A 24,058-nucleotide genomic window follows, 5' to 3' on the forward strand; every position below is an offset into this window, starting at 1 on the left:
CTCACTCCGCCGTGATCTGCGCGAAGTCGTCGCCGAAGCTCGCCGCGTTGCCGCGCAGCTCGCGCTGGGGCGGCAGGCGGTCGCCGCCGAGCCGGCCGATCGCCGCCGCCGGCTTGGCCCCCGGGGCGGTCACCCGCCAGATGATGCCGGCAGTGTCGTCGGTCACCAGCAGCGCGCCGTCCTTGGCGAACGCGACCCAGGTCGGCCGGCCGCGCGTGGTCTTGCCGTCCTTCGCCAGGAAGCCGGTCAGCAGCGGCACCGGCTTGCCCGCCGGGTTGCCGCGCGCATCGAACGGCACGTAGATCACGTCATAGCCCGACTTGGGCTCGCGGTTCCACGAGCCGTGCCGCGCGATCACCGCGCCTGAGGCGAACTTGTCGCCGAGCGTTTCGCCGCCGCTGGTGAACGCAAGGCCGAGCGCCGCGACGTGCGGTCCCAGCGCATAGCGCGGGATGCGGATGTAGGTCTGGTTGAACCCGTCGGGCTGCGGCGCCTCGACCCGCTCGTCGAAGGTGTTGCGCCACCACACCCATGGCCATCCGTAGTCGGTGCCGATCGGCACATCGGTCAGGTAATCGGGCACCATGTCCGAGCCCAGCATGTCGCGTTCGTTGACCGTCGACCACAGCTCGCCGCTCCAGGGGCTGAAAGCGAGGCCGTTGGGGTTGCGCATGCCGCGGGCGAACAGGCGGCCGCTCTTCTTGTCCAGGTTGTAGTTCCAGATCGCGGCGCGGCCGGTCTCGGCCTCGATCCCGTTCTCGGCGATGTTCGAAGCGGAGCCGACGGTGACGTAAAGGTCCTTGCCGTCGGGCGAGAGTGCGACGTTGCGCATCCAGTGATTGCCGCCGCCGGGCAGGTCCATCAGCTTAACCGGCTTGCCCTCGAGACTGGTCGCGCCGAGCGCGTAGGGAAACGCCAGCAGCGCATTGTGATTGCCGACGTAAAGCGTGCCGTCCTTCCACGCCATGCCGCCGGGCGAAGAGAGCGCGGGGTTCGCCAGCAGCGTGCGCTGATCCGCGCGGCCGTCGCCGTCGGTGTCGCGCAGCAGCGCGATCTTGTTGGGCGTCGGCACGTCCGCGCCGGCTTTGCGGAAGAGGAACTTCTGCACCATCCCGGTCAGCCCGCCCGGATCGCCCGAGCCAGGCCGGTTGGTCAGCGTGACCAGCACATCGCCGTTGGGCAGCACCAGCATCACGCGTGGGTGATCGAGCCCTTCGGCGAAACGCGTGACCGTCAGCCCTTGCGCGGGCGTGGGCGCTTCGTTCGCCTTCCAACCCACCGGCTCGGCGATACCGACGGTGGGGAAGCTCTCTGCGCGCACGTCGGTCAACTGCGGATCGGTGCCGGTGACCGCGGCGAGCGCGAGCTTCGCGCGGTCGGGGGTGGCGAGATAGGCGACGACGCCGATGATCACTAGGATCGCGACGAGGACGCCGACGAGGAACTTGCGGCCGATGCTCATGAGCCAAGCGTAGGACGCCGAGCGGCTTGCGGCAACGGCGTGCTACACTACATGCCGGCCCATGTACGATTTCCGCCCCGATGCCGCGCTCGGCAAGCCCGAGCTCTACCGCCAGCTCACCGATGCCGCCGCCGCGCTGACCGAGGGCGAACGCGACGGGATCGCCAACATGGCCAATGTGGCGGCGCTGGTCTGGGAGTATCTGCCCGATCTCAACTGGGCGGGGTTCTACCGCACAGTTGGGGGGGAACTCGTACTCGGCCCGTTCGCTGGCCGGCCGGCCTGTATCCGCATCCCGTTCGGACAGGGCGTATGCGGCGCTGCGGCGGCGAGCGCAACGACCCAGCTGGTGCCCGACGTGCATGCCTTCCCCGGTCACATCGCCTGCGACGCCGCCAGCCGCTCCGAGCTAGTGGTGCCGGTCGTGCGCGATGACGCGGTGATCGCGGTGATCGACCTCGACAGTCCGAGTCCGGCGCGCTTCGATGCCGAGGATGCAGCCGGCGTCGAAGCGCTCGCCGCGATGCTGGCCTCGCGCATTTAGCGACCCGTTTCGGGACGGCCGCGCGGGGCCACTTGGGCCGCCGCGTAAGGAGATGCTAAATTTTCCGTTAACGCGCGCCGACTCGGGCGCCCGCACAACGGGGAATCACATGCGTCTGCCAGTTGCTCGCCGCCTTCTCGCTATCTCCGCCGCTGCCGGCGCGCTTGCTGTGGGTGCGCCTGCGGTGGCCCAGGAGGCGGGGAGCTACGAATATGCGCAGCCCGCGCCCGCTGGCGCGGTGGTGTTCCGCAGCGACCCAATGGTTCAGGCGCTGCCCCTGCCGCCCGCTCCGCCGCCTCCGCCGGTGGCCGGAGAATGGGTCGAGGACGCGGCGGATCTGCCGCCGCCACCTCCGATGCCGCCGATGCCCCCCGTGCCGCCCGCGCCGCCCGAAGTGGTCTATGCAGCACCGCCCGCCGCGTACGCCGTGCCGCACACCTATGGCGCACCCTATCACTACCCGGGCGCCTATCCCGGTTACGCCCAAACGCTGCCGCCGCAGTTCGACCGCGACGGCTGGCTCGCCAATTGCCATGAGCGAATCCGCGGGGTCGATCGCAAGGATCGCGCGGGCGTGATCGGCGGGTTGCTCGGCGCGGTGGTGGGCGGCGTCGTCGGCAACCGGGCGTGGGATTCCAAGCGTCTCGCCGGCACCTTGCTGGGCGCGGGCGTGGGCGGGATCGCCGGGGTCGCGATCGGCACCGCGATCGGCGCGGTCGGTGAGCGGCGGCACGAGGACGAGTGCGCGTTCTACCTCGATCGCTACATGGCGAACGGATACGGCCATCCGGGCTACGGCTACGGATACCCCGGCTACGGTTACGGGTACGGCGGCTACGCGCTGGTCCCGGTGCTGGTCGCCGTCCCGCAGCGCCAGGTCGTACGCGAGACGGTGACCGAGGAGTGGGTCGACGTGCCGGTGCGCAGCCGCTCGATTCCGCCGCGCCACCACCCGGCGCCGCGCCCGGCCAAGCCGACCAAGTACATCAAGACCCGCTGAGCGCGACCGCGCGGCGCGGAGGGCGCTCGCGCTTCTTGCGATCCTTTGCGGCGATTCGCCCGGTGGTGAGCTGACCGTCGCCCGCGCCGTCATTGGCGATCGCCGCGGGTTGGCAGGCGAGCGGGTGGTCGTCTCCCCTCTCGAGCGCGACGCCCTTGAGATCCACCACGCAGAACTGCCCGGCATTGCCGACCATCAGGCGTGTATCGCCGGTGCCGGCGTTGATCTCCGCGACCCCGTCGAAACCGACGATGGTCGTCTCGCCCGACGGCAGCGCCTTGACCGGCAGGCCCGCGGGCAGTGGTTGGCCGCTGGGGTCGGTAAGCTTGCGCAGGACGGGGCGGAAGCGCAGCGTTTCGATGTCCACCAGCGCCACAGCGCGGCGCGGCACGCGGATGAAGTGGGTGGTCTCGCGCACCAGGGCGTCGGCGGGGAGCTTGTCGGCCTTGACGTCGATCTTGATCGTCGCCTGCGCGGGGATGTCCTGCACCAGCAGCAGCCCGCTCTCGTCGGTCACGCCGACATCCTGGTTCTCGCGGGTGATCGGGATCCCGCCGACCTTGCCGGTGCGCACCAGCGCATAGCTGCCGCCCGACTGGTTGCGCGCGAACACCGTCCCGCCCGCGAGCAGCAGCGTGCCGCGCGCATTGGCGCGGGCGGCGAACTTGCCGTCGACCTCCTCGATCTGGCCGTCGAGGAACACCCGCCGGTCGCGCCAGGTCAGGCCGCCGGTCAGCCGCTGGCTGGTCTCCGAGACGTTCATCTGCCCCCGATAGCCGAACTCGCCGTCGGCTTGCGCATCGTGCGCGTAGGTTGCCGAGCCAGCCAGGTTACCATCGTCGTAGCTGGCATAGGCACCCGCATTGGTTCGCCCGCCCAGGCTGAGCGAGATGCCGATGGCCGCCGAGTACGCGGTGCCGCTGTTCCCGCGCCGCATGCCGCCGCCCGCGAACAAAGTCGCGCGCTTGGAAAGCCGGGCGCGGAAGTTGGCGTTGAGCACCTCGCTATCGCGGTCACCCAGGCCCGTCGGCAACAAGCTGCGGTACTGCTGCCGGGCGTACGACAGCTGCAGCTCGCTATCGGCGCTAAAGCGGTAGAAGAACTGCGCCGCGTATTCCCGCGGGGGTGGATCGTCGCCGAGCCGGGTGGCGACATCGCGGTAGTTTGCACTCGGCAAAGTTGCGCGAATGCTTCCGCCCAACTTCGGCCCGACCGATTCGAGCGCGACATGGAGCAAAGTACCCGTTCCGGCGATGGAATCGCGGCTCATGCGCGCTTCTACGGTCGCCAGCGCGACTTTGGCGATCACGAAGTCGCCCCGGACGCCGGCATTGCCGACACCTTGCGTCCACTCGCCACTCGCCTCGAGCGTCAGATACGACGAAAGGCCCCGCCTGACATAGGCGGTGGCCGCAAGTTGTCCGTAGTCGTTGCTGACGATGCCGTATCGTCGTCGGACGAATCCGGCGTTGACCGCGAAGTCCGTGGTGTGCGGCGCGAGCAATTCGTTGGAGATGTAGAACCGCGCGGTCTGGACGACTTCGCGCCCCAGCGCGTCGCGCAGGATCACTGACGCCTCGCCCCGGCCGGGCTGGCTGGGCACGTTGCGCACGGTGAAGTCGCCTGGCGCAACTTCTCCCAGTTGGTAGCGCTGGTCGCCCGCAAGCACGTCGATCGTGGTCGGGACCGCGACGCTGCCGGCGAATTCGGGCAGCGGCACGGTCACGAGATCGGGCCTGAGGTCGAAATCGGAGGCGATCTGCACACCGCCCATGCGTACCGCGCGCTGGCTCTGGCTGCCGGCGCTGACGAAGTCACCCACCGAGGCGCTCCAGCCTTTCTCAGGGAACGCGAGCCGCGCAGTGGTATCGAGCCGCAACAGGGCGGGCGAGCCGAGCTGCGGATCGGTCGCCGCGCGGGCGCTGCTGTTGAGCGCGAAGTTGCCGTAGACGACTGTCGCGGAGACCAGCCCGCCGGCGCTCGAGTGCCCACGCGCGACCGTGGCGGTAAGGTCGTAGTCCACCCGCAGCGCCAGCAGCGGCGCGCTTTCGCTGGCCGCTTCCCCGCGCGCGGCGAAGTCCTTGAGGTTGTCGCCGTCGCCGTGGCGAAACAGCTTCACGCTCAGCCGCTGGCGCAGGCTGTCGTACTTCCATTCGTAGAGCTTGAGATCGGCCAACTTGATCGGCCCATCGACGCCATCGGGTACCGGCAGGCCGGCGGCGCGGGCGTCTTCGGCGTTGATCGTCAGCGCGCTGCCCGAGCCCGCGACCGTGATCATGCGCGCGCGGCTGCGGCCGTCGACGGTGATCTCCGACAGGCGCGGGCCGTCGTCGGGACGGACGGTCTGGGCGGTCAGGCCCTTGGGAAGTTCGAAAGGGTCGCTCTGCGCCGCGAGCGGGGTGCCGGCGAGTGCCGCCAGCGCCGCGATCAGGGCAGAGGAGGGCCTAGCTGCACGTCGAGCGAGGCTGGGCATCGACCGTCCGGCCGTCGATCGAGACGGTGACGGTCACCGGTCCCAATGAACAGGCGTTCTCCACGGGCCAGGCGATGGTCGAGTTACCCAGGACATAGCGCAGCGAATTGCGCTCGACCGGCACCGATGTGCCGTTCGCTGTCTTGACGTCCAGTTGCAGGACGCGCGCGGTCGCGCCGCCGGTGTTCGCAAGCTCGATCCCGTTCACGCCGATCCGCCAGTCGAGCTGGGCGGGGGCGGTCTTGGCGCGGTCGAGGAACATCGGCACGGCAAAGCGAATGCGCGCTTCCGCGGCGCCCGCACGGGCAGCGGCGGGATCCGGCAACTGGTCGACGACCAGCCGGTAGCGTTTCTCGCCCGGCGAGGCCGCACCCGAGCGCAGCACGCGCACGATCTGCGTCTCTCCCGGCGGGATGGAGGCAATGGACGGAGAAATCGTCAGGTCCGAGCTCGCTTCGTACACGTCCTCGCCGCCCGCCTGGCTCCAGGCGAACAGACGGGACTGCACCGGCAGGGCGCGTTCCGACGTATTGGTCAGCATGACCGTGGCACCGCGGTCGGCATCGTCGATTTCGATGCGCAGCGGGCTGATGGCGAGACCCGCGCCGAACTCGCCGGGGGCGGCCGGCGCGGGGCTCGTCAGGAGCATTCCGGAGAGGCACGATCCGCCGATCGTCAGTGCGGCCAAGGCGCGCAGGGTATGGATACGGCGGATCATCACGTGTCTCTCCGGGAAAGGGCTCAGTAGTTGACGGTGACCGTCACGGTGTCCTTGTAGTCACCGGCGGCAACCGCGGTCTGCACCGGCACGCGGCCGTACAGGGTCATCGCCTGCTCGGTGCCGTCGCCCACGCCGGTCTTGCCCGCGGTCGGGCTCCAGGCGGCGGTGCGGCTCGAATCCGAGTAGATGTCGTAGTTCACGGTCGCCGACGAGGTGGTCGACAGCAGCTTGCGCTGGGTGGTCGCACCGGCGTTGGCACCGTAGCTGACGAACACCGTGTAGGGCGCGGTCGGGGTGCACTTCACGGTGGTGGCCGACGAGGTGTCGATGTTGGCGGCGAACGAGTTGGTCGTGCCGAAGTCGAGCGGCTGCGCGGTGACGCTGCAGGCCGAGCTGACGTTGAGCGAAACCTGGACGGTGCCGGTGGCGGTACCCGCGAGGGCCGGCGTCGAGGCGATGGCGGCAGCGGCCGCGATCCCGAAAGCAATCTTACGCATTATGTATTCCCCTAACGATCGGCAGTAAAAGCCGCCGCCGTTGATACGGGCAATTACTTGCCAATTCGCTAATCGTATTTACGACGTTAGCGCTCCGGTATGGGAGAATACCTAGGATGTGATGGTTAATTCGGAGTAAACGCTTAACCACGCGCACAACGATCGCGCGAATCGCTCAGAAATTGAGCGTGACCGTCAGCGTGTCCTTGTAGCCGCCAGCGGGAATCAGTGCGGCGATCGTCACCCTGCCGTAGACGGGAATGCTCTGCGCCGCGCCGGTGCCCGAATTGCCGGCGAAGTTCTTGCCGGCGCCCTTGCCCCACACCGCAGTCCGTGCCGCGTTGAAGTAGACATTGTACGGGATCGTCGCACCGCCGGCGCTGATCATGCGGCGCTTGTTGGTGGCCTGGGGCTGCGCGCCGTCGTCGATGTCGATCGAGTAGTCGGTGTTGGGCGTGCACTTTACCGTCAGGTTGGTCGACGAATCGATGATCAGGCCGATGAGCGGATTGGGCGCTACGAACATCAGGTCCGACGTCTGCAGCGAACAGCCGCTCACCACGGTGACCTTGGCATCGACTGTGTTGGTCGCCTGGCCCGCGAGCGCAGGGGTGCCGGCGGCCATCAGCCCCCCGGCGATCCCTATTGCTGACATGCGGCGCAGACGCCTCGTCACGCTCTTCCCCCAACGATCCAGAGGAGAGCAATTAGGGGAATTCCGTTAGGGGAAGGTAAACGGCCCGGAAACCAGACGCCGCGACGCGGCCGCCGCTAGATGTCCCCGCCCGTAAGCCGCTGACAAATCAGGTCGAGTTGGTCGAGCGTCCGATAGCGGATGGTCACCGCGCCCGACCGCGGATCGGCGTCGGTCTTGATCTGGACGCTGAGGCCGAGGAATTCCTCGAGGTGCCGCTGGACTGCGGCGATGTCGGCGTCCTTGGTCGGGTCGCGCGCGACGCGCGTTTGCCGGCGGGCGGCACCGCCGTCGCCACCCTTGCGCACGAGCCGCTCGATATCGCGCACCGTCAGCGCTTCGCTCACCGCGCGCTCGGCCAGTGTGGCCGCCTCCGGCTGGCCGATCAACGCGCGGGCGTGGCCCATCGATAGCGCGCCCTGCTCGACCAGGTCGAGCACCGCGTGCGGCAACTGCAGCAGCCGCTGCAAGTTCGCGACATGGCTGCGCGACTTGTCGACCAGCTTGGCGATGTCGGCCTGCGTCAGTCCCTCGTCGTCGGCGAGACGCTGGTAGGCGCGCCCCTCCTCGACCGGGTTGAGATCCTCGCGCTGCAGATTCTCGATCAGCGCCAGCGCCATGACCTCGCGCTGGTCGAGCTCGCGCACCAGCGCGGGTATCTCGTGCAGGCGCGCCTTCTGCGCCGCGCGCCAGCGGCGCTCACCGGCGACGAGGCGATAGCGGCCCTGCCCCTGCGGCGTGACGATGACCGGCTGGATCACCCCGCGCTGCGCGATCGACTGCGCGAGTTCCTCGAGCGCGGCCTCGTCGAAACGCTTGCGCGGCTGGCCGGGCAGCGGCTCGATCGCCGAGACGGCAATGTTGGCGAGGCCTTCGCGCGGATAAGTGGCTGTTTGCGCAGGAGAAGAGGGCGCGTTGAGATCGCGCACCACCAGCGGTTCCTCGCGCCGTGTCTCCCCGAGCAGCGCACCCAACCCGCGGCCGAGCTTCTTCTTCGGATCGCCCTTGGGCCGGTCGGGAACCGAAAAGCGAATCGGATCGGTCGGATTGCTCATGCGGCCTTCCTCGTCTCGGGCAGGCGCCCGATCAGCTCGCGCGCGAGGGCAATGTAGGCGCGGCTGCCGGGGCAGTTGTGGTCATAGACCAGCGCCGGGAGCCCGTGGCTGGGCGCCTCGGACAGGCGGACGTTGCGCGGGATGACCGATTCGAACACCAGCGGGCCGAGGCACGAGCGCACGTCGTCTGCCACCTGGTCGGTCAGCCGGTTGCGCCGGTCGAACATCGTTAGCACCACGCCGATGATGCCGAGATCGGGATTGAAACGCTGCTGCACCCGCTCGACCGTCTGCAGGAGCTGCGATAGCCCTTCGAGCGCGAAGAATTCGCACTGCAGCGGCACCAGCAGGGTATCGGCCGCACCGAGCGCGTTGAGCGTCAGCAGCCCAAGCGATGGCGGACAGTCGATGAAGGCGATCTCGTGACCCTTGTGGTCGGCGAGCGCCTTGGTCAGCCGCGCGGTGCGGTCATCGACCGAAACGAGCTCGATTTCTGCCCCTGACAGGTCGACCGTTGCCGGCACGATATCGAGACCGGGAATGCCGGTCGGCTGGATGCACTCTTCGAGCGTCGCATCTTCGACCAACAGGTCGTAGCTTGAGCTGGCGCGTTCCTCACTGCCGACGCCCATTCCGGTCGAGGCATTTCCTTGCGGATCGAGGTCGATTAGCAAGGTTTTCCAACCGGTTGCGGCCATCGCGGTGGCGATGTTGATGGCCGTGGTGGTCTTGCCCACCCCGCCTTTCTGATTGGCGATGGCAATCGTGATCATCGCTGCTGGCCTTCCGCAATTCGCCCCACGACTATCCCCGAATCCGCGTCCGTTGCCGATTGTTCCACGTGAAACGCTGTTTTGAGGCTTTTCGGCAATTCTGCGACTTCCTGCGCCGCCGAGCGGCCCTTCGGCAACAACCACAGCGTGTCGCTTGTGGAAAAGCGTCGCGCAAGTTTGATCAGTTTGGGCAGCGGCGCAAAGGCGCGTGCCGAAATGACACCGACGGGTCGGGCGGCGACATCTTCCAGTCTGCGCCCTTCGATTGAGCAGGTTGACAACTCCAACGCCTCAGCGGCCTCGGTGAGCCATTCGACACGGCGACGACGCGATTCGACTAGAGTGACGTCCCATCCCGGCCGCATCGCCGCGATCACCAGGCCAGGAAAACCGGCGCCGGTTCCAAGGTCTAGCCAACTCGTTGTTTCACGTGGAACATAGTCGAGTAGCTGTGCACTGTCGGCGATGTGCCTCTGCCACACACTACTGAGCGAGGCCGCAGCGATGAGGTTCTGCCGGGTATTCTCGGCTGCCAGCATGGCCAGCAGCCGCTCGAGGCGGGCCAAAGCCGCACCGTCGCACCGCGCCGCAACAAAGGCGCGCGCTTCCTCTTCGCCTGAAATCATGCCGCCTCTTGAACGCGGCGGGCGTGCACGAGAAGCGCAGCCAGTGCCGCCGGCGTGATTCCGGGCACCCGTCCAGCGGCCGCCAAGCTATCGGGCCGCGCCGCTTCGAGCCGCTCGACCATCTCGTTCGACAAACCGGGCACGGACCCGAACGGGAACTCGGAAGGTATGGCCAGGCTCTCGCTGGCGCGCAGGTCGCGCAACTCGGCCTCGTGCCGGGCGAGGTACGGCGCATAGGCCGCGTCCTCGGCGAGCTCGATCCCGACCTCGTCATCCGCGAAGCCTGCGGGCAGCCATTGATCGAGCGCCTCCGCATCTATTGCATCATGCGCGAGCCAGGCGCGAAGGCTCTTGGCCGGCTGATCGGCGCGTGCGCCCGCCACTTCCCGCGCGGGAATGAAGACATCGAGCTGCTTGTTCCACGTGGCACGCTGTGCCTCGCGTTGCTCGAACCACGCGCGGCGCTGCTTGCCAACCGCGCCCAAGGCGATTGCGAGGGGCGTCAGGCGAGTGCCGGCATTGCTCGCCCGCAATCGCAGGCGATATTCCGCGCGGGCCGTGAGCATGCGGTAGGGCTCGCTCACGCCGTGGAGGGTGAGGTCGTCGACCATCACTGCGATATAGGAATTCGCGCGGTCGAGCGCCGGCGTATCGCGCTCCAACACGGCGGCAGCCGCGTGCATGCCGGCGACGAGGCCCTGGGCGGCCGCCTCCTCGTATCCGGTCGTGCCGTTGATCTGACCCGCGCAGTAGAGCCCAGGGATGGCGCGCAACTGCAGCCCCCGATCGAGCGAGCGCGGATCAATGTGATCGTACTCGACTGCATAGCCCGGCACTGCCATCTCGACCGCGCCCAGCCCGTCCATGGTCCGCAGCATCGCAAGCTGGACGTCGGCCGGCAGCGAGGTGCTGACCCCGTTGGGATAGACCATCGTGGTGGACAGACCCTCGGGCTCGAGGAACACCTGATGCCCGTCGCGGTCGCCGAAGCGATGGACCTTGTCCTCGATCGACGGACAATAGCGCGGCCCCTGCGCGCCGATCGCCCCGCTGAACAGGGGCGAGCGATCGAAGTTCGCGCGGATCACGTCGTGCGTCTCCGCGGTAGTGCGGGTGATCGCGCACGAGAGTTGCGGATTGGCGCGCGCCCTGGTCAGCGGCGACATCGTCCAGGTCTCGGCATCCGAGGCCTGCTCTGCAAGATACGCCCAATCAATCGTCCGCCCGTCGAGCCGCGGCGGTGTGCCGGTCTTGAGCCGGCCCATCGGCAGGCTCGCCTCGCGCATTTGCGCCGCGAGACGCTGAGCCGATTGCTCGCCGATTCGTCCGCCGGTGTAGCGCTCCTCGCCGCGAAACAGAGTTCCGCCGAGGAAAGTGCCGGTGCAGAGGATCACTGCGCGCGAGGTCAGCCGGCTTCCGTCGGCAAGTTCCAGGCCCGCAATCCGTCCGCTCTCGATGATCAGCGCGGCCGCCTCTCCGGCGATCGGCGTGAGATCGTCCTGCCCGCGCAGGATCCGCTGTACCGCAGCCTTGAACAGCACGCGGTCGGCCTGGACACGCGGACCCCACACCGCGCTCCCCTTCGAGCGGTTGAGCATCCTGTAGTGGATCGCGGCTGCATCGGCCGCGCGCGCAATCACCCCGTCGAAGGCATCGACCTCGCGGACGAGGTGCCCCTTGCCAAGTCCGCCGATCGCCGGATTGCAGCTCATGGCGCCAATGGCGTCGAGATCGAAGGTGACCAACCCCACCCGCGCGCCCATCCGCGCGGCGACTGCGGCCGCCTCGACGCCGGCGTGCCCGCCGCCGACTACCAGGATGTCGAAATGTGCCATATCAGCCGCCGATAGGTCAGCGGGGCGCCGAGGTCAAAGTCGCCGGTGTTCCACGTGAAACACTACTTGCCGATGCAAAACCGGCCGAACAGCGCATCGAGCATGTCCTCAGTCGAGGCACGCCCCGTAATGCGGTCGAAGGCAACCCGCGCGGTGCGCAGGTTCTCAGCCTTAATCAACGGGTTAGATGAAATCGTGCCAAGCGAATCCCGCGCTTCCGCCAGCAACGCGTGCTGCCGCCGGTTGAGCGCCGCCGCACCAGGAGCGGCCATCGCGCTTCGCGCGTGACCGACCAGCAGGTCCTTGAGTTGCGCCACCCCAGCCCCGCTCGCGGCCGAGACTGCTGCCTTTGCGGCACGCTTGGTCTGGCCGAGGTCGCTCTTGGCCGAGATCTCCCAGGCACCATCCGGTCCCTCGCCTTCCGGACCTAGCCAGAGAACCAGATCGGCTCGCTCCAAGGCGCCCCGAGCCCGCGAAATACCCTGCACCTCGATCTCGTCGGTCGAGCTGTCTCTTAGACCCGCCGTATCGACAAAGGTGAATGGCACCCCGCCGATCGCCACAGGGCGCTCGAGCAAATCGCGCGTGGTCCCCGGCGTCGGCGCAGTAATGGCCGCCTCATCCTCGATCAAGACATTGAAAAGGGTCGATTTTCCAGCGTTTGGCGGCCCAGCGAGCACAACCCTGAACCCCTCCCGCAGCGGCTCGACCAACGGCCTGTCGAGCCAGCCACCAATCTCGTCGGCCAAATCCTCGACCGCTGTAGCGAACTCCGGCGACAGCTCGGCGACATCATCCTCATCGCCAAAGTCGAGCACCGCCTCCACCTGCGCACCGAGCGCGAGGACTCGCTTGCGCCAATCCTCGACCTGCCGCGACAGCACCCCGCCCGCCGCCGCCAACGCAGCGCGGCGCTGCAGCTCGGTCTCGGCGGTGAGGAGGTCGGCGAGTCCCTCGGCTTCGGCCAGGTCGATCCTGCCATTGGCGAACGCCCGCCGCGTGAATTCGCCCGCGGCCGCCCGGCGCAGGCCCGGAACCACCCCCAACGCCGCTTCGACCGCCGCAACCACCGCCCGCCCGCCGTGGAGGTGCAGCTCGGCGACATCCTCCCCGGTCGCGGTGCCCGGCCCCGGCAGCCACAATACCAGCGCCCGGTCGAGTTCCACACCGTCGCCACCACGCAAGACAGCCGAAGTCGCGCGCCGCTCCGGGGTTACCCGGCCGGCCAGTTGCTCGAGCGCCCGACCCGCCGCTGGACCGCTGATCCGGACGACCGCGATTCCGGCCGGCGGCGCGCCGCTCGACAGGGCGAAAATCGTATCCATGGGGGCAGGTTGAATCATTTGTGCGCCGAGCAACGCCCGCGCGTCAGGCGTCCTTGTCGCCCTTCGCCGGCTTGCCCGCCGCGGTCGCGCCCTCGATGAAATTCTGGAAGAATTTCAAGCCGACCTGCCCCATCGGCGCCATCTGACCGGCGACTTCGTGCAGCTTGTCGATGCTGCCCACGCCCTTCATCGCCTTGGCCATCAGGTCGACATAGACCTCGTTCGCCTTGCCGACATCGGGCAGGCCCATGAAGCTGCGCGCCTCTTCGGGGGTGCAATCGATCTCGATGTGGACCTTCATGGCGGGCTCCTGCGTTGGGCCAGCGACACCTGTCACAGGGGTTTGGCAAAGTCCATCGCGGCGGGCTAGGCACGCGGCGACGACAAGGGAGACGATCATGGGCGAGACGGTGCGCATCAACAAACTGGAGGGCGACGGCACCTTCCCCGCGTACCGCGCCGATCCAGTCGGAGAAGCCAAGGCCGCGATCATCGTCATCCCGGAGATCTTCGGGGTCAATCCGGGCATCCGTGCCAAGTGCGATGCCTGGGCCGCCGAGGGCTATCTGGCCGTCGCGCCCGACATCTTCTGGCGCTTCGCCGAGGGCGAGGAGCTCGATCCAGACGTGCCCGAGCAATTCCAGCGCGCGCTTGAAAACATGGGCAAATTCAAGGGCGACGAGTGCATCCGGGATGTCGAGGCGCTGATCCACTGGCTCAAGCGCGAGCAGGGCGTGGCGAAGGCCGGGCTGGTCGGTTTCTGCCTCGGCGGCTTCATCGCATACATCGCCGCCACCCGCACCGACATCGATGCTTCGGTCGGCTACTACGGCGTCTCGATCGACCAGCACGTCAATGAAGCGCACGCGATCGCCAACCCGCTGATGCTGCACATCGCCGGGGCCGATCACTTCGTCACCGCCGACGCCCAGGAGGCGATCCATGCCGCGCTCGATGACCATCCCAAAGTCACGCTGCACGATTATCCCGGCCTCGATCATGGCTTCGCCGCAGAGATGGGCAATCGTCGAAACGAGGAGGGCGCGAACCTTGCCGACCAGCGCACCCGCGACTTCCTCGCCGAGCATCTGACCGCATGATCAACCGCGCACGCTGGCGCTGGTCGGCCAATACGGCGACCCGCTTTGGCCTGCCGGCGGCGCTCCTCGCCCTGAGCATTGTCTTCGCGCTGTGGTGGCGCTGGGGCCTGATCCTGACGCTGCCCCTGCTTGCCATTGCGCTGTGGGACTTCTTTCAGCGCAAGCACACGCTCCGCCGCAACTATCCGCTCCTCGCGCGGGTGCGGTGGATCATGGAGGACTTGCGGCCGTTCGCGCGCGCCTATGTGGTCGAAGGTGATCTCGACGGCCGGCCGTTCAACCACGACGAGCGCGCGCTGGTCTATGCCCGATCCAAGGGCGAACTGGACTCGCACCCGTTCGGCACCGAGCTCGACGTCTATTCGGACGAGTACCAGTGGCTCGCGCACTCCATCGTGCCCAACGAGGCCGCGCCGACCGAGTGGCGGGTCGATGTCGGCGGACCGCAGTGCGCCAAGCCCTACTCCGCCGCGCTGCTGAATATCTCGGCGATGAGCTTCGGCTCGCTCTCGGCCAACGCGATCATGGCGCTCAACAAGGGCGCCGCGGCGGGCGGCTTCTATCACGACACCGGCGAAGGCGGGCTGTCGCGCTATCACCGCACGCACGGCGGCGACCTCGTGTGGGAGATCGGCAGCGGCTATTTCGGCTGCCGCGATGACGATGGCCGGTTCGACCAAGCGCGCTTCGCGGACACCGCGCAGATCGACCAGGTGAAGATGGTCGAGATCAAGCTCAGCCAAGGCGCCAAGCCGGGCCATGGCGGGGTACTGCCCGGCTCGAAGGTGAGCGCCGAGATCGCCGCCGCGCGCGGGGTGCCGCAAGGCAAGGACTGTATCTCTCCCGCCGCGCATTCGACCTTCTCGACCCCTGTCGGCCTGCTCGAATGGGCCGCCAAGCTGCGCGACCTCTCTGGCGGGAAGCCAGTCGGAATCAAACTCTGCGTCGGGCGTCCGCACGAGGTATTCGCGATCATGAAGGCGATGCGCGAGACCGGCATCCGGCTCGATTACATCGTCGTCGATGGCGGCGAGGGCGGAACGGGCGCGGCGCCGGTGGAGATGTCCAACCGAGTAGGGATGCCGCTGCGCGAGGGGCTGATCCTGGTGCGCAACGCGCTGGTCGGCTGCGGCCTCAAGGGCGACATCAGGCTCGCCGCCGCGGGCAAGGTTCACTCAGGCGCCGGAATCGCGATGAACTTCGGGCTCGGCGCCGACTGGTGCAACGCGGCGCGCGCCTTCATGTTCGCACTGGGCTGCGTGCAATCGATGCGCTGTCACGAGGATACCTGTCCCACCGGGATCACCACCCAGGACGCGACCCGTCAACGCGGACTGGTGGTGCCCGACAAGGCCGAGCGCGTCGCGCGCTTCCAGCGCCAGACGCTGCACGGCTTGCGCGAGCTGGTCGTCGCTATGGGCCTCGAAAACCCCTGGCAGATCACCGCCGCGCACATCAATGAACGCCTCGACAGCGCGCGCGCCGCGCCGATCGACGAGATCTACGGGTTCCTGAAGGAAGGAGCCCTGCTCGACGACCCCGCATCCACGCAGTATGCCAGCGTATGGGACCGGGCCCAGGCGGGGAGCTTCGCCGCGGCCAACTGAGGGGAAAGCCGATGAGCGCCGAACGCGGACTGAAGAACTGGCACCGGGTGCTCGAAGGCGGCAACCAGCCCGAGGCGCTGGCCGAGATCATCCGCGAGGACGCAGTGTTCCACTCGCCGGTGGTGCACACGCCGCAGGAGGGTCGCGCCAAGGTCGTCGGCTATCTCGCCGCGGCGGGAGTCGTGCTCAACACCGACAAGTTCCGCTACGTGCGCGAGTTCGCCGACGGCGACAACGCGCTGCTCGAATTCGTCACCGAGCTCGACGGAATCCACATCAACGGCGTCGACATCATCACCTTCGACGCCGACGGCATGATCAAGGACTTCAAGGTCATGGTCCGCCCGCTGAAGGCGATCAACAAGGTGTGGGAGTTGATGGGCGCGCAGCTTCAGCGGCAAAACGGCTGATGGTTCCAAGAACCCTTCTCGCCGGCCTGTTCCTGGCTGGCAGCGCCCCGGCCGCCGCGCTCGAACCAGTGGTCGACATCGGCCACGATGTCGAAACCCGCCTCGATGCCGATTTCGATGGCGATGGCCGCGTGGACATCGCCTACATCACCACCGACGGCGAGACCCGCAATCTGTATGTCACACTGGCGGCAGGGGAATCCGAGTATCTTCCCCTCGATACCACTCCGCTTGGGTCCGGCGAGCTGACCTTCGCCAAAGGCGTCCTGGTGTTCGAAGACCTGACCGGCGGCACCACGGCCTACTCGACGACCCGCCGCTACCGTTTCGACGAAGAGGCGGGCCGGATGCGCCTGATCGGCTTCGACAGCACCCTCTACAGCCGCACGTACGCGCATGACGGGTACGAGCTGAGCTGGAACCTCCTTACCGGCAAGCTGATCACCCGCGAGCTGCATCTCAACAAGAAGGGCGGCGACGCGGCCTACGATCCGATTGTCGAGAAGGCGACTATCCGCAAAAGCGGCAAGGTCTGGCTGTTCGACACGCCCGATCCCGAAGCGCTGATGGAGGAAGTGCGCGGGAACTGAGTCCGGCGCTCAATTCAGGTAGGCGAAGTTCTGCACCAACTGGCGCGCTTCGGGCGAGATGAACGCGGGAATCTCCGCGTCGATATTCGCGCGGCGCAGCGCGACGTCGAACGGCAGGTGCATCCGGTGCATCGACCACGTGGGGCAACTGCGCTCCTCAATCGGCTCGTCGATCAGCGTCAGCATGCCCGAGTGCCGCGGATCTCGCGCCAGCGTGGCCATCAGGCTCATCAAGGCGGCCTTGGGCCCTTCGATGAGCTGGAGGAAGTTACGACCGTTGTAGAGTAGGAAACCGGTGATCTCGCGCTCGGCATTGTTGCGCTGAGCGGACTCGACCAGACGGTCGACTTCTTCAGCGGGCAGCCCGCTGGAGGTACTGATATAGACTATGCGGCGCATGCGACCCTCGCCTTGGTGAGGCGCGCGGGTGTGGCAGCTTTCTCACCCAAGTCAAATTTCGCCGCCGCACGGATGGCGGCGGCGAAGCTCGATCTTACTGGTTCATCGTCGCGAAGAAGTCTTCGTTGGTCTTGGAATCCTTCATCTTGTCGAGGAGGAATTCCATCGCGTCGACGGTGCCCATCTGCATGAGGATACGGCGCAGGACCCACATCTTCGAGAGCTTGTCCTTCTCGACCAGCAGCTCTTCCTTGCGGGTACCCGACTTGCCGACGTCGAGCGCGGGGAAGATGCGCTTGTCGGCGACCTTGCGGTCGAGGACGATTTCCGAGTTACCGGTGCCCTTGAACTCTTCGAAGATGACCTCGTCCATCCGGCTGCCGGTATCGATCAGCGCGGTGGCGATGATCGACAGCGATCCGCCTTCCTCGATGTTGCGCGCCGCGCCGAAGAAGCGCTTCGGGCGCTGCAACGCGTTGGCATCGACACCGCCGGTGAGGACCTTGCCCGAGCTCGGCACCACGGTGTTGTAGGCGCGGCCGAGACGCGTGATCGAGTCGAGCAGGATCACCACGTCCTTCTTGTGCTCGACCAGGCGCTTGGCCTTTTCGATCACCATTTCGGCGACCTGCACGTGGCGGGTGGCCGGCTCGTCGAAGGTCGAAGAGATGACCTCGCCCTTCACCGAGCGCTGCATGTCGGTGACTTCCTCGGGCCGCTCGTCGACCAGGAGGACGATCAGGAACACCTCGGGGTGGTTGTCGGTGATCGCCTTGGCGATGTTCTGCAGCAGCACGGTCTTACCCGTACGCGGCGGGGCGACGATCAGCGCGCGCTGGCCCTTGCCCTGGGGGCTGATGATGTCGATCACCCGCGCCGACTTGTCCTTCACCGTCGGATCGGCGGTGTCGAGCACCAGCTTCGATTCGGGATAGAGCGGGGTGAGGTTGTCGAAGTTGGTCCGGTGGCGGACCTGGTCGGGATCCTCGAAATTGACGCTCTTGAGGCCGGTCAGCGCGAAGTAGCGCTCGCCGTCCTTGGGCGCGCGGATCTCGCCTTCGACGGTGTCACCGGTGCGCAGGCCCCATTTGCGGACCTGATTGGGCGAGACGTAGATATCGTCCGGGCCGGCGAGGTAGTTCGCCTCGGGGCTACGCAGGAAGCCGAAGCCGTCCTGCAGCACCTCGATAGTGCCGACCCCCATGATGGGCTCTTCGTATTCCTCGTCCTCGGCCAGCTCGCGCAGGATGCAGAACATCAGGTCCTGCCGGCGCATGGTGCTGGCGCCTTCGACGCCCAGTTCCTCGGCCATCTCGACGAGCTCGGCCGGGGCTTTCTTCTTCAAATCTTTGAGATGCATTTTGGTATTTCCGTAATGGGATGCGGCCGGCCGGTCATTGGGCTTGGAGAAAGCGGACCGGGCCTTGCGTCAGAGGTGCAAGGGCCTTGGAAGCCGGTTGGTGGCCGCGGGAATAATCTTGTGCCGGTCCGCCGTCAATCGAGCGGACGCACGGCTCGTCGCACGCTCAGATGGGCCGGACGATCACCAGGATGACGATCACCGCAGCGACGACGCCGGGCACCTCGTTGAGCAGCCGCAGCTGTTTGCCGGTGAGCGAGCGTTCGCCGCGCGTTAGCTTCTTTGCGTAACCCGCCATGTAGCCGTGGTAGCCCGACAGCAGCAGGACGAGGAACAGCTTGGCGTGGAGCCAGGGCTGGTCCCACAGATGCTGCGTCGTCGCGAGCAGGATGCCGAGCACCCAGACCACGATGATCGAGGGCATGAGGATGATCTTGAGCAGCTTGCGCTCGCGATCTGCCCACACCGCTTCTTCCGGCGAACCCGGCGCGGCTTCCTGGTGGTAGACGAGGTAGCGCGGGAGCATGAACAGGCCCGCCATCCAGAAGATCATGAAGATCACGTGGCCGGCCTTGAGCCAGAGATAGGTCATCGCGAGCGCGCTTTCCATGGCTGCCCTTTAGAAAAACCCCTGCGCATCTGTCACCCCTGCCAGTGTCGCACCGTGTCGCGCAGGAGCTCGACGTTCGCGATCGGCGTATGCTGGCCGATGCCGTGGCCGAGATTGAAGACATGTGGCCGGTCGGCGAAGGCGTGCAAGATTTGCTCGGTGCGCTCGACCAGGCGCGGTCCGCCGGCGAGCAGCAGCAGCGGGTCGAGGTTGCCCTGCACCGGCAACCCCGCCGGCAATTCGCGCGCGGCCCAAGCTGGGTCGATGGTCTCGTCGACCCCGACCGCATCGACACCGGTCTCACGAGCATAGGCCGCGAGTTTAGCGCCGGCCCCCTTGGGAAAGCCGATCACCGGCACGCCCGGACAGCGCGCCTGCACCGCTACGGCGATGCGCGCGTTGGGCGCGATCACCCAGCGCTCGAACTCGTCGGGTGCGAGTGCGCCTGCCCATGAATCGAACAACTGCACTGCCTCGGCGCCGGCCGCGATCTGACCGGCGAGATATTCGACCGTCACCGCCTCGATCGCGGCGATAATCGCACCGAAGGCACCCGGATCGCGGTAAGCCATCTCGCGCGCGGCGTGGTGGTCCTTCGACCCCTCGCCGGCGACCATGTAGGTGGCCACGGTCCACGGGCTCCCAGCAAAGCCCAGCAGCGTGGTCTCAGGGCTCAAAGCAGCGCGGACCCGAGCCACGGTCCGGTAGATGGCTTCGAGGCGCTCTGGGACGCTCTGAAGGCTCTCCAGGGCATGATCGACCAGCGGAGGAGACAGCCGCGGACCCTCGCCCGGCCCGAAGGTCAGATCCTGGCCCATCGCATGCGGTACGATCAGAATATCCGAAAACAGGATCGCGCCGTCGAACCCGAACCGGCGCACCGGCTGCAGCGTAATTTCCGCCGCGGCCTCGTCGTCGTAGACGAGCGCGAGGAACCCGCCCTTTTCGGCGCGCAGCTCGCGATATTCAGGCAGGTAGCGGCCCGCCTGCCGCATGAGCCACATCGGCACATGCTCGCCCCGATGACCGTTCAGAGTGTCGAGAAGCGCGCCAGGCATGCCTCTTTTTTCCAATCCAATAAGATTCTTAAGAAGATGAAGGAGTCTGTTGGCCCTGTGGAAAGCGGGGATTGCGGCGCCCTGCCCGATTTCTCCCGGCCTGAACAGGGTTGTCGCCCATCCGAATCGCGGGATTCCCGCGTCAATCAATCGTTGTCCACGCTGTCCCCAGCCTGTCGAAAAGCTTGTCGCCATGTCCACAAGCGTCCGGGTTCTCGGCTGGCAGCGGGCATGGAATCGCGGCCCAAGCTTGTCCGCGGTTTCCTCCCGTGGTTTATGCCGGGCCTTCTCCACAGGCGCCCGGACCCCTCATTCGATGCCGCGCATCCACCTCCACCTGCTGTCGGATTCGACCGGCGAGACGCTGGAGATGATCGCCAAGGCCGCGCTCGCCCAGTTCGACGAGGCCGACGTCCAGCGCCACTTCTGGCCGATGGTGCGCTCGAAGCAACACATCGACCGGATCGTGCCCGACATCGCCGCGCACCCCGGCCTCGTGCTGTTCACACTGGTGAATCCTGAGACGAGGACGCGGCTGGAGGAACACTGCCGCGCGATTGGCCTGCCGGCGGTGCCGGTGCTCGATGCGGTGACCGAGGCTTTGGAAAGCCACCTCGGGCAGGAAGCGCACGGGCGACCGGGGCGTCAGCACTCGATGGACGCGGCGTACTTCGCGCGGGTCGACGCCATCCAGTACACCATCGCACACGACGACGGGATCGGGTGGGAGGATTGGGAGGAAGCCGACATCCTCCTCGCCGGTGTGTCGCGCAGTTCGAAGACGCCGACCAGCATCTACCTCGCCAACCGCGGGTACAAAGTCGCCAACATCCCGCTGGTGGTGGAAAGCCCGCCGCCGCCCGCGCTTTATAGCCTGCGCAAGCCGCTGATCGTCGGCCTGACGACTGCGCCCGAGCGGCTGATCCAGATCCGCCGCAATCGGCTGCTGACGATCGCCGAGGGGCGCGAGAGCGACTACGTCGATGCCGAACGAGTGGCGGCCGAGGTCAAGTTCGCCCGCCGCCTGTTCGCCGACAACGCCTGGCCGGTGATCGATGTCACCCGCCGCTCGATCGAGGAGACGGCGGCGGCGGTCATCCGCCTGCTGACCGAGCGGGACGCGCGCGACGGGCCGGCGAGCGTTCGCACCCACCTCGCATGACGCTGATCCTCGCCTCCAAAAGCGCGTCGCGCCGGGCGATGCTCGAAGCTGCGGGCGTTCGCTTCGAAATTGCTTCTGCCTCAGTCGATGAGCGCGCTGTCGAGGGGGGTTTGGGAGATGCCACTGCGGCGGCGGTTGCCATTGCTTTGGCGGAGGCAAAGGCACTGGCGGTGCCACAGACCCATCCGAGCGACCTGATTCTAGGCAGCGACTCCCTGGTGGTGTGCAACAGCCGGCGCTTCGACAAACCCGCCGACAGGGCCGAAGCCGCGCGGCATTTGGAGTTCTTCTCCGGCAAGACGATCGAACTGCACAGCGCCGCGGCGCTCGCACAGAGCGGAGAAGTGGTCTGGCGCGGCGGCGCGGTCGCGCGGCTGGCAGTGCGGACGCTATCGCCGGGCTTCATCGAGACCTATCTCGATGCCGAGTGGCCAGCCGTGGCCGGCTGCGTCGGGGTGTTCCGCATCGAAGGGCCGGGCGTGCAACTGTTCGACGAGATCGAGGGCGACCACTTCACCGTGCTCGGCATGCCGTTGCTGCTGGTCCTGGCGGCCCTGCGCGATCTCGGGGAACTGCCAGCATGATCGCTTATGCCGAGGTGATCGGCGATCCGATCGCGCAATCGAAGTCGCCGGCCATTCACGGGTTCTGGCTCCGCCAGCTCGGGATCGAAGCGGACTATCGCGCGACACGGGTCGAGGCAGACGGTCTCGGCGATTTTCTCGCGCGGCGCCGCGTCGATCCGGAATGGCGCGGGTGCAATGTGACGATGCCGCACAAGCAGGCCATCGTCGCCCATCTCGACCGGCTCGATCCGCTGGCGGAAATGATCGGTGCGGTGAACACGGTGGTGGCGGAGAACGGCGCGTTGGTCGGCTACAACACCGATGCAGGCGGATTTCTCGAGCCGCTCGCGCGCGAACTCGCCGAGACGCATTACTTTCGCATGGCACGCGTGCTCGGCACCGGCGGGGCGGCGCGAGCGATCATCGCCGCGCTGGCGCGGGAGAAGTTCGTCATCGTGCTGGCGGGGCGCGATACGGGCAAGGCGCAGGCGCTGCTCGACGAGCTCGACCCGGCAGGTGAGCATCACGCGGTCGATCTCGCGCATTTCGCTGGGCCGACCGACTTCGCCTTCGACGACCGCGAGGGCTGTCTCGACCTGATCGTCAACGCCAGTCCGCTCGGCATGCGCGGACAGCCGCCGCTGGCGTTCGACTGGAGCCACGCGCCGCCGGGCGCGATGGCCTACGACATCGTCACCGATCCGGTGGGCACCGCGTTCCTTGCTGGCGCGCGAGCCGCGGGCCACCACACCATCGATGGCCTGGCGATGCTGATCGGCCAGGCCGCGCTCGCATTCGAAAAGTTCTTCGGCGTCGCGCCACCGCGGCATCTCGATGCCGAATTGCGCGCGATCCTCACCACATGAGCCGCCCTTTCATCCTCGGCCTGACCGGCTCGATCGGCATGGGCAAATCGACGGTCGCCGCGATGTTCGAAGCCGCCGGCGTGCCGGTGTTCGACGCTGACGCCACAGTCCGCCGCCTGCAGGGTCCAGGCGGTCCGCTGCTGCCGGCCATAGAGGCGGCGTTTCCCGGTTCGACCGGGCCCGAAGGTGTCCTCCGCGAGGCACTCGGCGCGCAAGTCTTCGCCGACCGCGATGCGCTCGCGCGACTGGAGGGCATCGTTCACCCAGCGGTCGCCGCGGAACGCCATGCGTTCATGATCGAACATTCCGGTGAGCCGCTGGTCGTGTTCGACATCCCTTTGCTGTTCGAAAAAGGCGGCTGGGAGAGCGTCGACGCCGTAGCGGTGGTCTCCGCATCGGCCGAGGTGCAGCGCGCCCGCGTCCTCGCGCGGCCCGGGATGACGCCCGAGAAATTCGCGCACATCCTGTCGTTACAAGTCCCCGACGCCGACAAACGCGCGCGCGCCGATCATGTGATCGATACCGGCACCACCCTCGCCGCGACGGAGAATGCGGTGAAGGCGCTGATCGCTCGGCTCACCACGCGCTGACCCCTTGCAAGCCCCCGCCGACGGGCCGATAGGATAGCCAGATGCGCGAAATCGTGTTCGATACCGAAACCACCGGGCTCGATCCCAGGACGGGCGATCGGATGGTCGAAATCGGCTGCGTCGAACTCGTCAATCGCGTGCCCACCGGCGCGACCTTCCACGCCTACTTCAATCCCGACCGCGATATGCCCGAGCAGGCCGAGGCGGTGCACGGACTGTCGGCCGCGTTCCTCGCCGACAAGCCGCGCTTCCGCGACCGGTGCGAAGAGCTGCTCGATTTCCTCGCCGATTCCCCGCTGGTCGCGCACAACGCCGGCTTCGACTTCGGCTTCCTCAACCACGAGCTGAGCCTGTGCGAGCTGGAAGCGGTGTGCCTCAGCCGGATGATCGACACCGTCGCGATCGCCAAGCGGCGTCACCCGGGCGCCAAACTATCGCTCGACGCGCTGTGCACCCGCTACGGCGTCGACCGCAGCCACCGCGTAAAGCACGGCGCGCTGCTCGACGCCGAGTTGCTCGCGCAGGTCTATGTCGAATTGACCGGCGGGCGTCAGATCGGGCTCGAACTCGCTGGAACGGTGGTCGAGACAACCGTCATCGCCATGCCGGGCGCCATCGTCCGCGAGCGGCCGTTCCGCGCACCGCGTCCGCACGCTGCCTCAGCCGAAGAATTGGCGCGGCATGCCGCATTCATCGGCCGGATCGAGGGAGCGATCTGGGCCGCATAACGTTAGC

26 protein-coding genes are annotated in these 24,058 nt (G+C 67.2%); 11 read left to right on the forward strand and 15 right to left on the reverse strand.

Translation table 11 applies throughout. From position 1 onward, the window contains the following. Position 1: 1 nt before the first annotated feature. Positions 2 to 1,462, reverse strand: a complete 1,461-nt coding sequence (locus ELY12_RS00255; protein ID WP_126174697.1) for a PQQ-dependent sugar dehydrogenase — start codon at positions 1,460 to 1,462, stop codon at positions 2 to 4. Positions 1,463 to 1,523: 61 nt separating this feature from the next. Between ELY12_RS00255 and ELY12_RS00260 the strand changes: the two genes are divergently transcribed. Continuing rightward, positions 1,524 to 2,006 (forward strand): GAF domain-containing protein, encoded by a 483-nt coding sequence (locus tag ELY12_RS00260; protein ID WP_126174698.1) that lies wholly within the window; start codon positions 1,524 to 1,526, stop codon positions 2,004 to 2,006. Between the two features lie 184 nt (positions 2,007 to 2,190). Next, the gene (locus ELY12_RS00265; protein WP_126174699.1) at positions 2,191 to 3,006 is read left to right on the forward strand and encodes a hypothetical protein; all 816 of its coding nucleotides are present in this window, start codon (positions 2,191 to 2,193) and stop codon (positions 3,004 to 3,006) included. Here ELY12_RS00265 and ELY12_RS00270 read toward each other — a convergent pair. The 10 genes from ELY12_RS00270 to ELY12_RS00315 all read right to left on the reverse strand — a co-directional run bounded on the left by ELY12_RS00270 (position 2,993) and on the right by ELY12_RS00315 (position 13,306). Then, entirely contained in the window at positions 2,993 to 5,479 is a 2,487-nt protein-coding gene (locus tag ELY12_RS00270) for a fimbria/pilus outer membrane usher protein (RefSeq protein ID WP_126174700.1), read from the reverse strand. The genes ELY12_RS00265 and ELY12_RS00270 overlap by 14 nt on opposite strands. Further along, positions 5,451 to 6,197 carry a fimbrial biogenesis chaperone gene (locus ELY12_RS00275; protein WP_126174701.1) on the reverse strand — a complete coding sequence of 249 codons (747 nt, stop codon included), beginning with the start codon at positions 6,195 to 6,197 and terminating at the stop codon, positions 5,451 to 5,453. The genes ELY12_RS00270 and ELY12_RS00275 overlap by 29 nt, the downstream gene beginning before the upstream one ends. Before the next feature lie 23 nt (positions 6,198 to 6,220). Continuing rightward, positions 6,221 to 6,697: a Csu type fimbrial protein gene (locus ELY12_RS00280; RefSeq protein WP_126174702.1), complete on the reverse strand. Its 477-nt coding sequence runs from the start codon at positions 6,695 to 6,697 to the stop codon at positions 6,221 to 6,223. A gap of 175 nt (positions 6,698 to 6,872) precedes the next feature. Next, positions 6,873 to 7,352 carry a Csu type fimbrial protein gene (locus tag ELY12_RS00285; protein ID WP_126174703.1) on the reverse strand — a complete coding sequence of 160 codons (480 nt, stop codon included), beginning with the start codon at positions 7,350 to 7,352 and terminating at the stop codon, positions 6,873 to 6,875. Between the two features lie 116 nt (positions 7,353 to 7,468). Further along, on the reverse strand, positions 7,469 to 8,446 hold the full coding sequence (locus tag ELY12_RS00290) for a ParB/RepB/Spo0J family partition protein (RefSeq protein WP_126174704.1): 978 nt from the start codon (positions 8,444 to 8,446) through the stop codon (positions 7,469 to 7,471). After that, entirely contained in the window at positions 8,443 to 9,219 is a 777-nt protein-coding gene (locus ELY12_RS00295) for a ParA family protein (RefSeq protein WP_126174705.1), read from the reverse strand. The genes ELY12_RS00290 and ELY12_RS00295 overlap by 4 nt, the downstream gene beginning before the upstream one ends. Continuing rightward, a complete protein-coding gene (gene rsmG, locus ELY12_RS00300) occupies positions 9,216 to 9,845 on the reverse strand; it encodes a 16S rRNA (guanine(527)-N(7))-methyltransferase RsmG (protein ID WP_126174706.1) in 630 nt (209 codons plus the stop codon). The genes ELY12_RS00295 and rsmG overlap by 4 nt, the downstream gene beginning before the upstream one ends. After that, on the reverse strand, positions 9,842 to 11,680 hold the full coding sequence (gene mnmG, locus ELY12_RS00305) for a tRNA uridine-5-carboxymethylaminomethyl(34) synthesis enzyme MnmG (protein WP_126174707.1): 1,839 nt from the start codon (positions 11,678 to 11,680) through the stop codon (positions 9,842 to 9,844). Before mnmG ends, rsmG begins: the two co-directional genes overlap by 4 nt. A gap of 62 nt (positions 11,681 to 11,742) precedes the next feature. After that, complete coding sequence (gene mnmE / locus ELY12_RS00310; protein ID WP_126174708.1) at positions 11,743 to 13,005, reverse strand: tRNA uridine-5-carboxymethylaminomethyl(34) synthesis GTPase MnmE; 1,263 nt, start codon at positions 13,003 to 13,005, stop codon at positions 11,743 to 11,745. Positions 13,006 to 13,048: 43 nt separating this feature from the next. Next, on the reverse strand, positions 13,049 to 13,306 hold the full coding sequence (locus ELY12_RS00315) for a DUF6489 family protein (protein WP_126174709.1): 258 nt from the start codon (positions 13,304 to 13,306) through the stop codon (positions 13,049 to 13,051). A 97-nt stretch (positions 13,307 to 13,403) separates the two neighbouring features. Between ELY12_RS00315 and ELY12_RS00320 the strand changes: the two genes are divergently transcribed. The 4 genes from ELY12_RS00320 to ELY12_RS00335 are packed head-to-tail and all read left to right on the forward strand — an operon-like array spanning position 13,404 to position 16,712. Further along, positions 13,404 to 14,105, forward strand: a complete 702-nt coding sequence (locus ELY12_RS00320) for a dienelactone hydrolase family protein (protein WP_126174710.1) — start codon at positions 13,404 to 13,406, stop codon at positions 14,103 to 14,105. Further along, positions 14,102 to 15,712 (forward strand): FMN-binding glutamate synthase family protein, encoded by a 1,611-nt coding sequence (locus ELY12_RS00325; protein ID WP_126174711.1) that lies wholly within the window; start codon positions 14,102 to 14,104, stop codon positions 15,710 to 15,712. Before ELY12_RS00320 ends, ELY12_RS00325 begins: the two co-directional genes overlap by 4 nt. Before the next feature lie 11 nt (positions 15,713 to 15,723). Next, positions 15,724 to 16,122, forward strand: coding sequence for a nuclear transport factor 2 family protein (locus ELY12_RS00330; protein ID WP_126174712.1), 399 nt, complete (start codon positions 15,724 to 15,726; stop codon positions 16,120 to 16,122). Continuing rightward, positions 16,122 to 16,712: a hypothetical protein gene (locus ELY12_RS00335; protein WP_126174713.1), complete on the forward strand. Its 591-nt coding sequence runs from the start codon at positions 16,122 to 16,124 to the stop codon at positions 16,710 to 16,712. The genes ELY12_RS00330 and ELY12_RS00335 overlap by 1 nt, the downstream gene beginning before the upstream one ends. Before the next feature lie 9 nt (positions 16,713 to 16,721). Here the strand turns inward: ELY12_RS00335 and ELY12_RS00340 are convergent, their stop codons facing one another. The 4 genes from ELY12_RS00340 to hemE all read right to left on the reverse strand — a co-directional run bounded on the left by ELY12_RS00340 (position 16,722) and on the right by hemE (position 20,139). After that, positions 16,722 to 17,111, reverse strand: coding sequence for a BLUF domain-containing protein (locus ELY12_RS00340; protein ID WP_126174714.1), 390 nt, complete (start codon positions 17,109 to 17,111; stop codon positions 16,722 to 16,724). 94 nt (positions 17,112 to 17,205) lie between these two features. Further along, positions 17,206 to 18,471, reverse strand: coding sequence for a transcription termination factor Rho (rho, locus tag ELY12_RS00345; RefSeq protein ID WP_126174715.1), 1,266 nt, complete (start codon positions 18,469 to 18,471; stop codon positions 17,206 to 17,208). A 166-nt stretch (positions 18,472 to 18,637) separates the two neighbouring features. Next, on the reverse strand, positions 18,638 to 19,081 hold the full coding sequence (locus ELY12_RS00350; protein WP_126174716.1) for a CopD family protein: 444 nt from the start codon (positions 19,079 to 19,081) through the stop codon (positions 18,638 to 18,640). 32 nt (positions 19,082 to 19,113) lie between these two features. Further along, entirely contained in the window at positions 19,114 to 20,139 is a 1,026-nt protein-coding gene (gene hemE, locus ELY12_RS00355) for a uroporphyrinogen decarboxylase (protein ID WP_126174717.1), read from the reverse strand. A gap of 316 nt (positions 20,140 to 20,455) precedes the next feature. On the opposite strand from hemE, the gene ELY12_RS00360 reads away from it, so the two are divergent. From ELY12_RS00360 to dnaQ, 5 genes are read left to right on the forward strand one after another with little or no spacing between them, the layout of a single operon-like run. Beyond that, on the forward strand, positions 20,456 to 21,301 hold the full coding sequence (locus tag ELY12_RS00360) for a pyruvate, water dikinase regulatory protein (RefSeq protein WP_126174718.1): 846 nt from the start codon (positions 20,456 to 20,458) through the stop codon (positions 21,299 to 21,301). Beyond that, on the forward strand, positions 21,298 to 21,885 hold the full coding sequence (locus tag ELY12_RS00365; protein ID WP_126174719.1) for a Maf family protein: 588 nt from the start codon (positions 21,298 to 21,300) through the stop codon (positions 21,883 to 21,885). The genes ELY12_RS00360 and ELY12_RS00365 overlap by 4 nt, the downstream gene beginning before the upstream one ends. Then, a complete protein-coding gene (gene aroE, locus ELY12_RS00370; RefSeq protein ID WP_126174720.1) occupies positions 21,882 to 22,733 on the forward strand; it encodes a shikimate dehydrogenase in 852 nt (283 codons plus the stop codon). Before ELY12_RS00365 ends, aroE begins: the two co-directional genes overlap by 4 nt. Beyond that, positions 22,730 to 23,323, forward strand: coding sequence for a dephospho-CoA kinase (gene coaE, locus ELY12_RS00375; RefSeq protein WP_126174721.1), 594 nt, complete (start codon positions 22,730 to 22,732; stop codon positions 23,321 to 23,323). The genes aroE and coaE overlap by 4 nt, the downstream gene beginning before the upstream one ends. Positions 23,324 to 23,364: 41 nt before the next feature. After that, entirely contained in the window at positions 23,365 to 24,051 is a 687-nt protein-coding gene (dnaQ, locus tag ELY12_RS00380) for a DNA polymerase III subunit epsilon (protein ID WP_126174722.1), read from the forward strand. Positions 24,052 to 24,058 lie beyond the last annotated feature (7 nt).

Origin of the sequence: Tsuneonella rigui (assembly GCF_003958625.1) — a bacterium.
Classification (GTDB): domain Bacteria; phylum Pseudomonadota; class Alphaproteobacteria; order Sphingomonadales; family Sphingomonadaceae; genus Tsuneonella; species Tsuneonella rigui.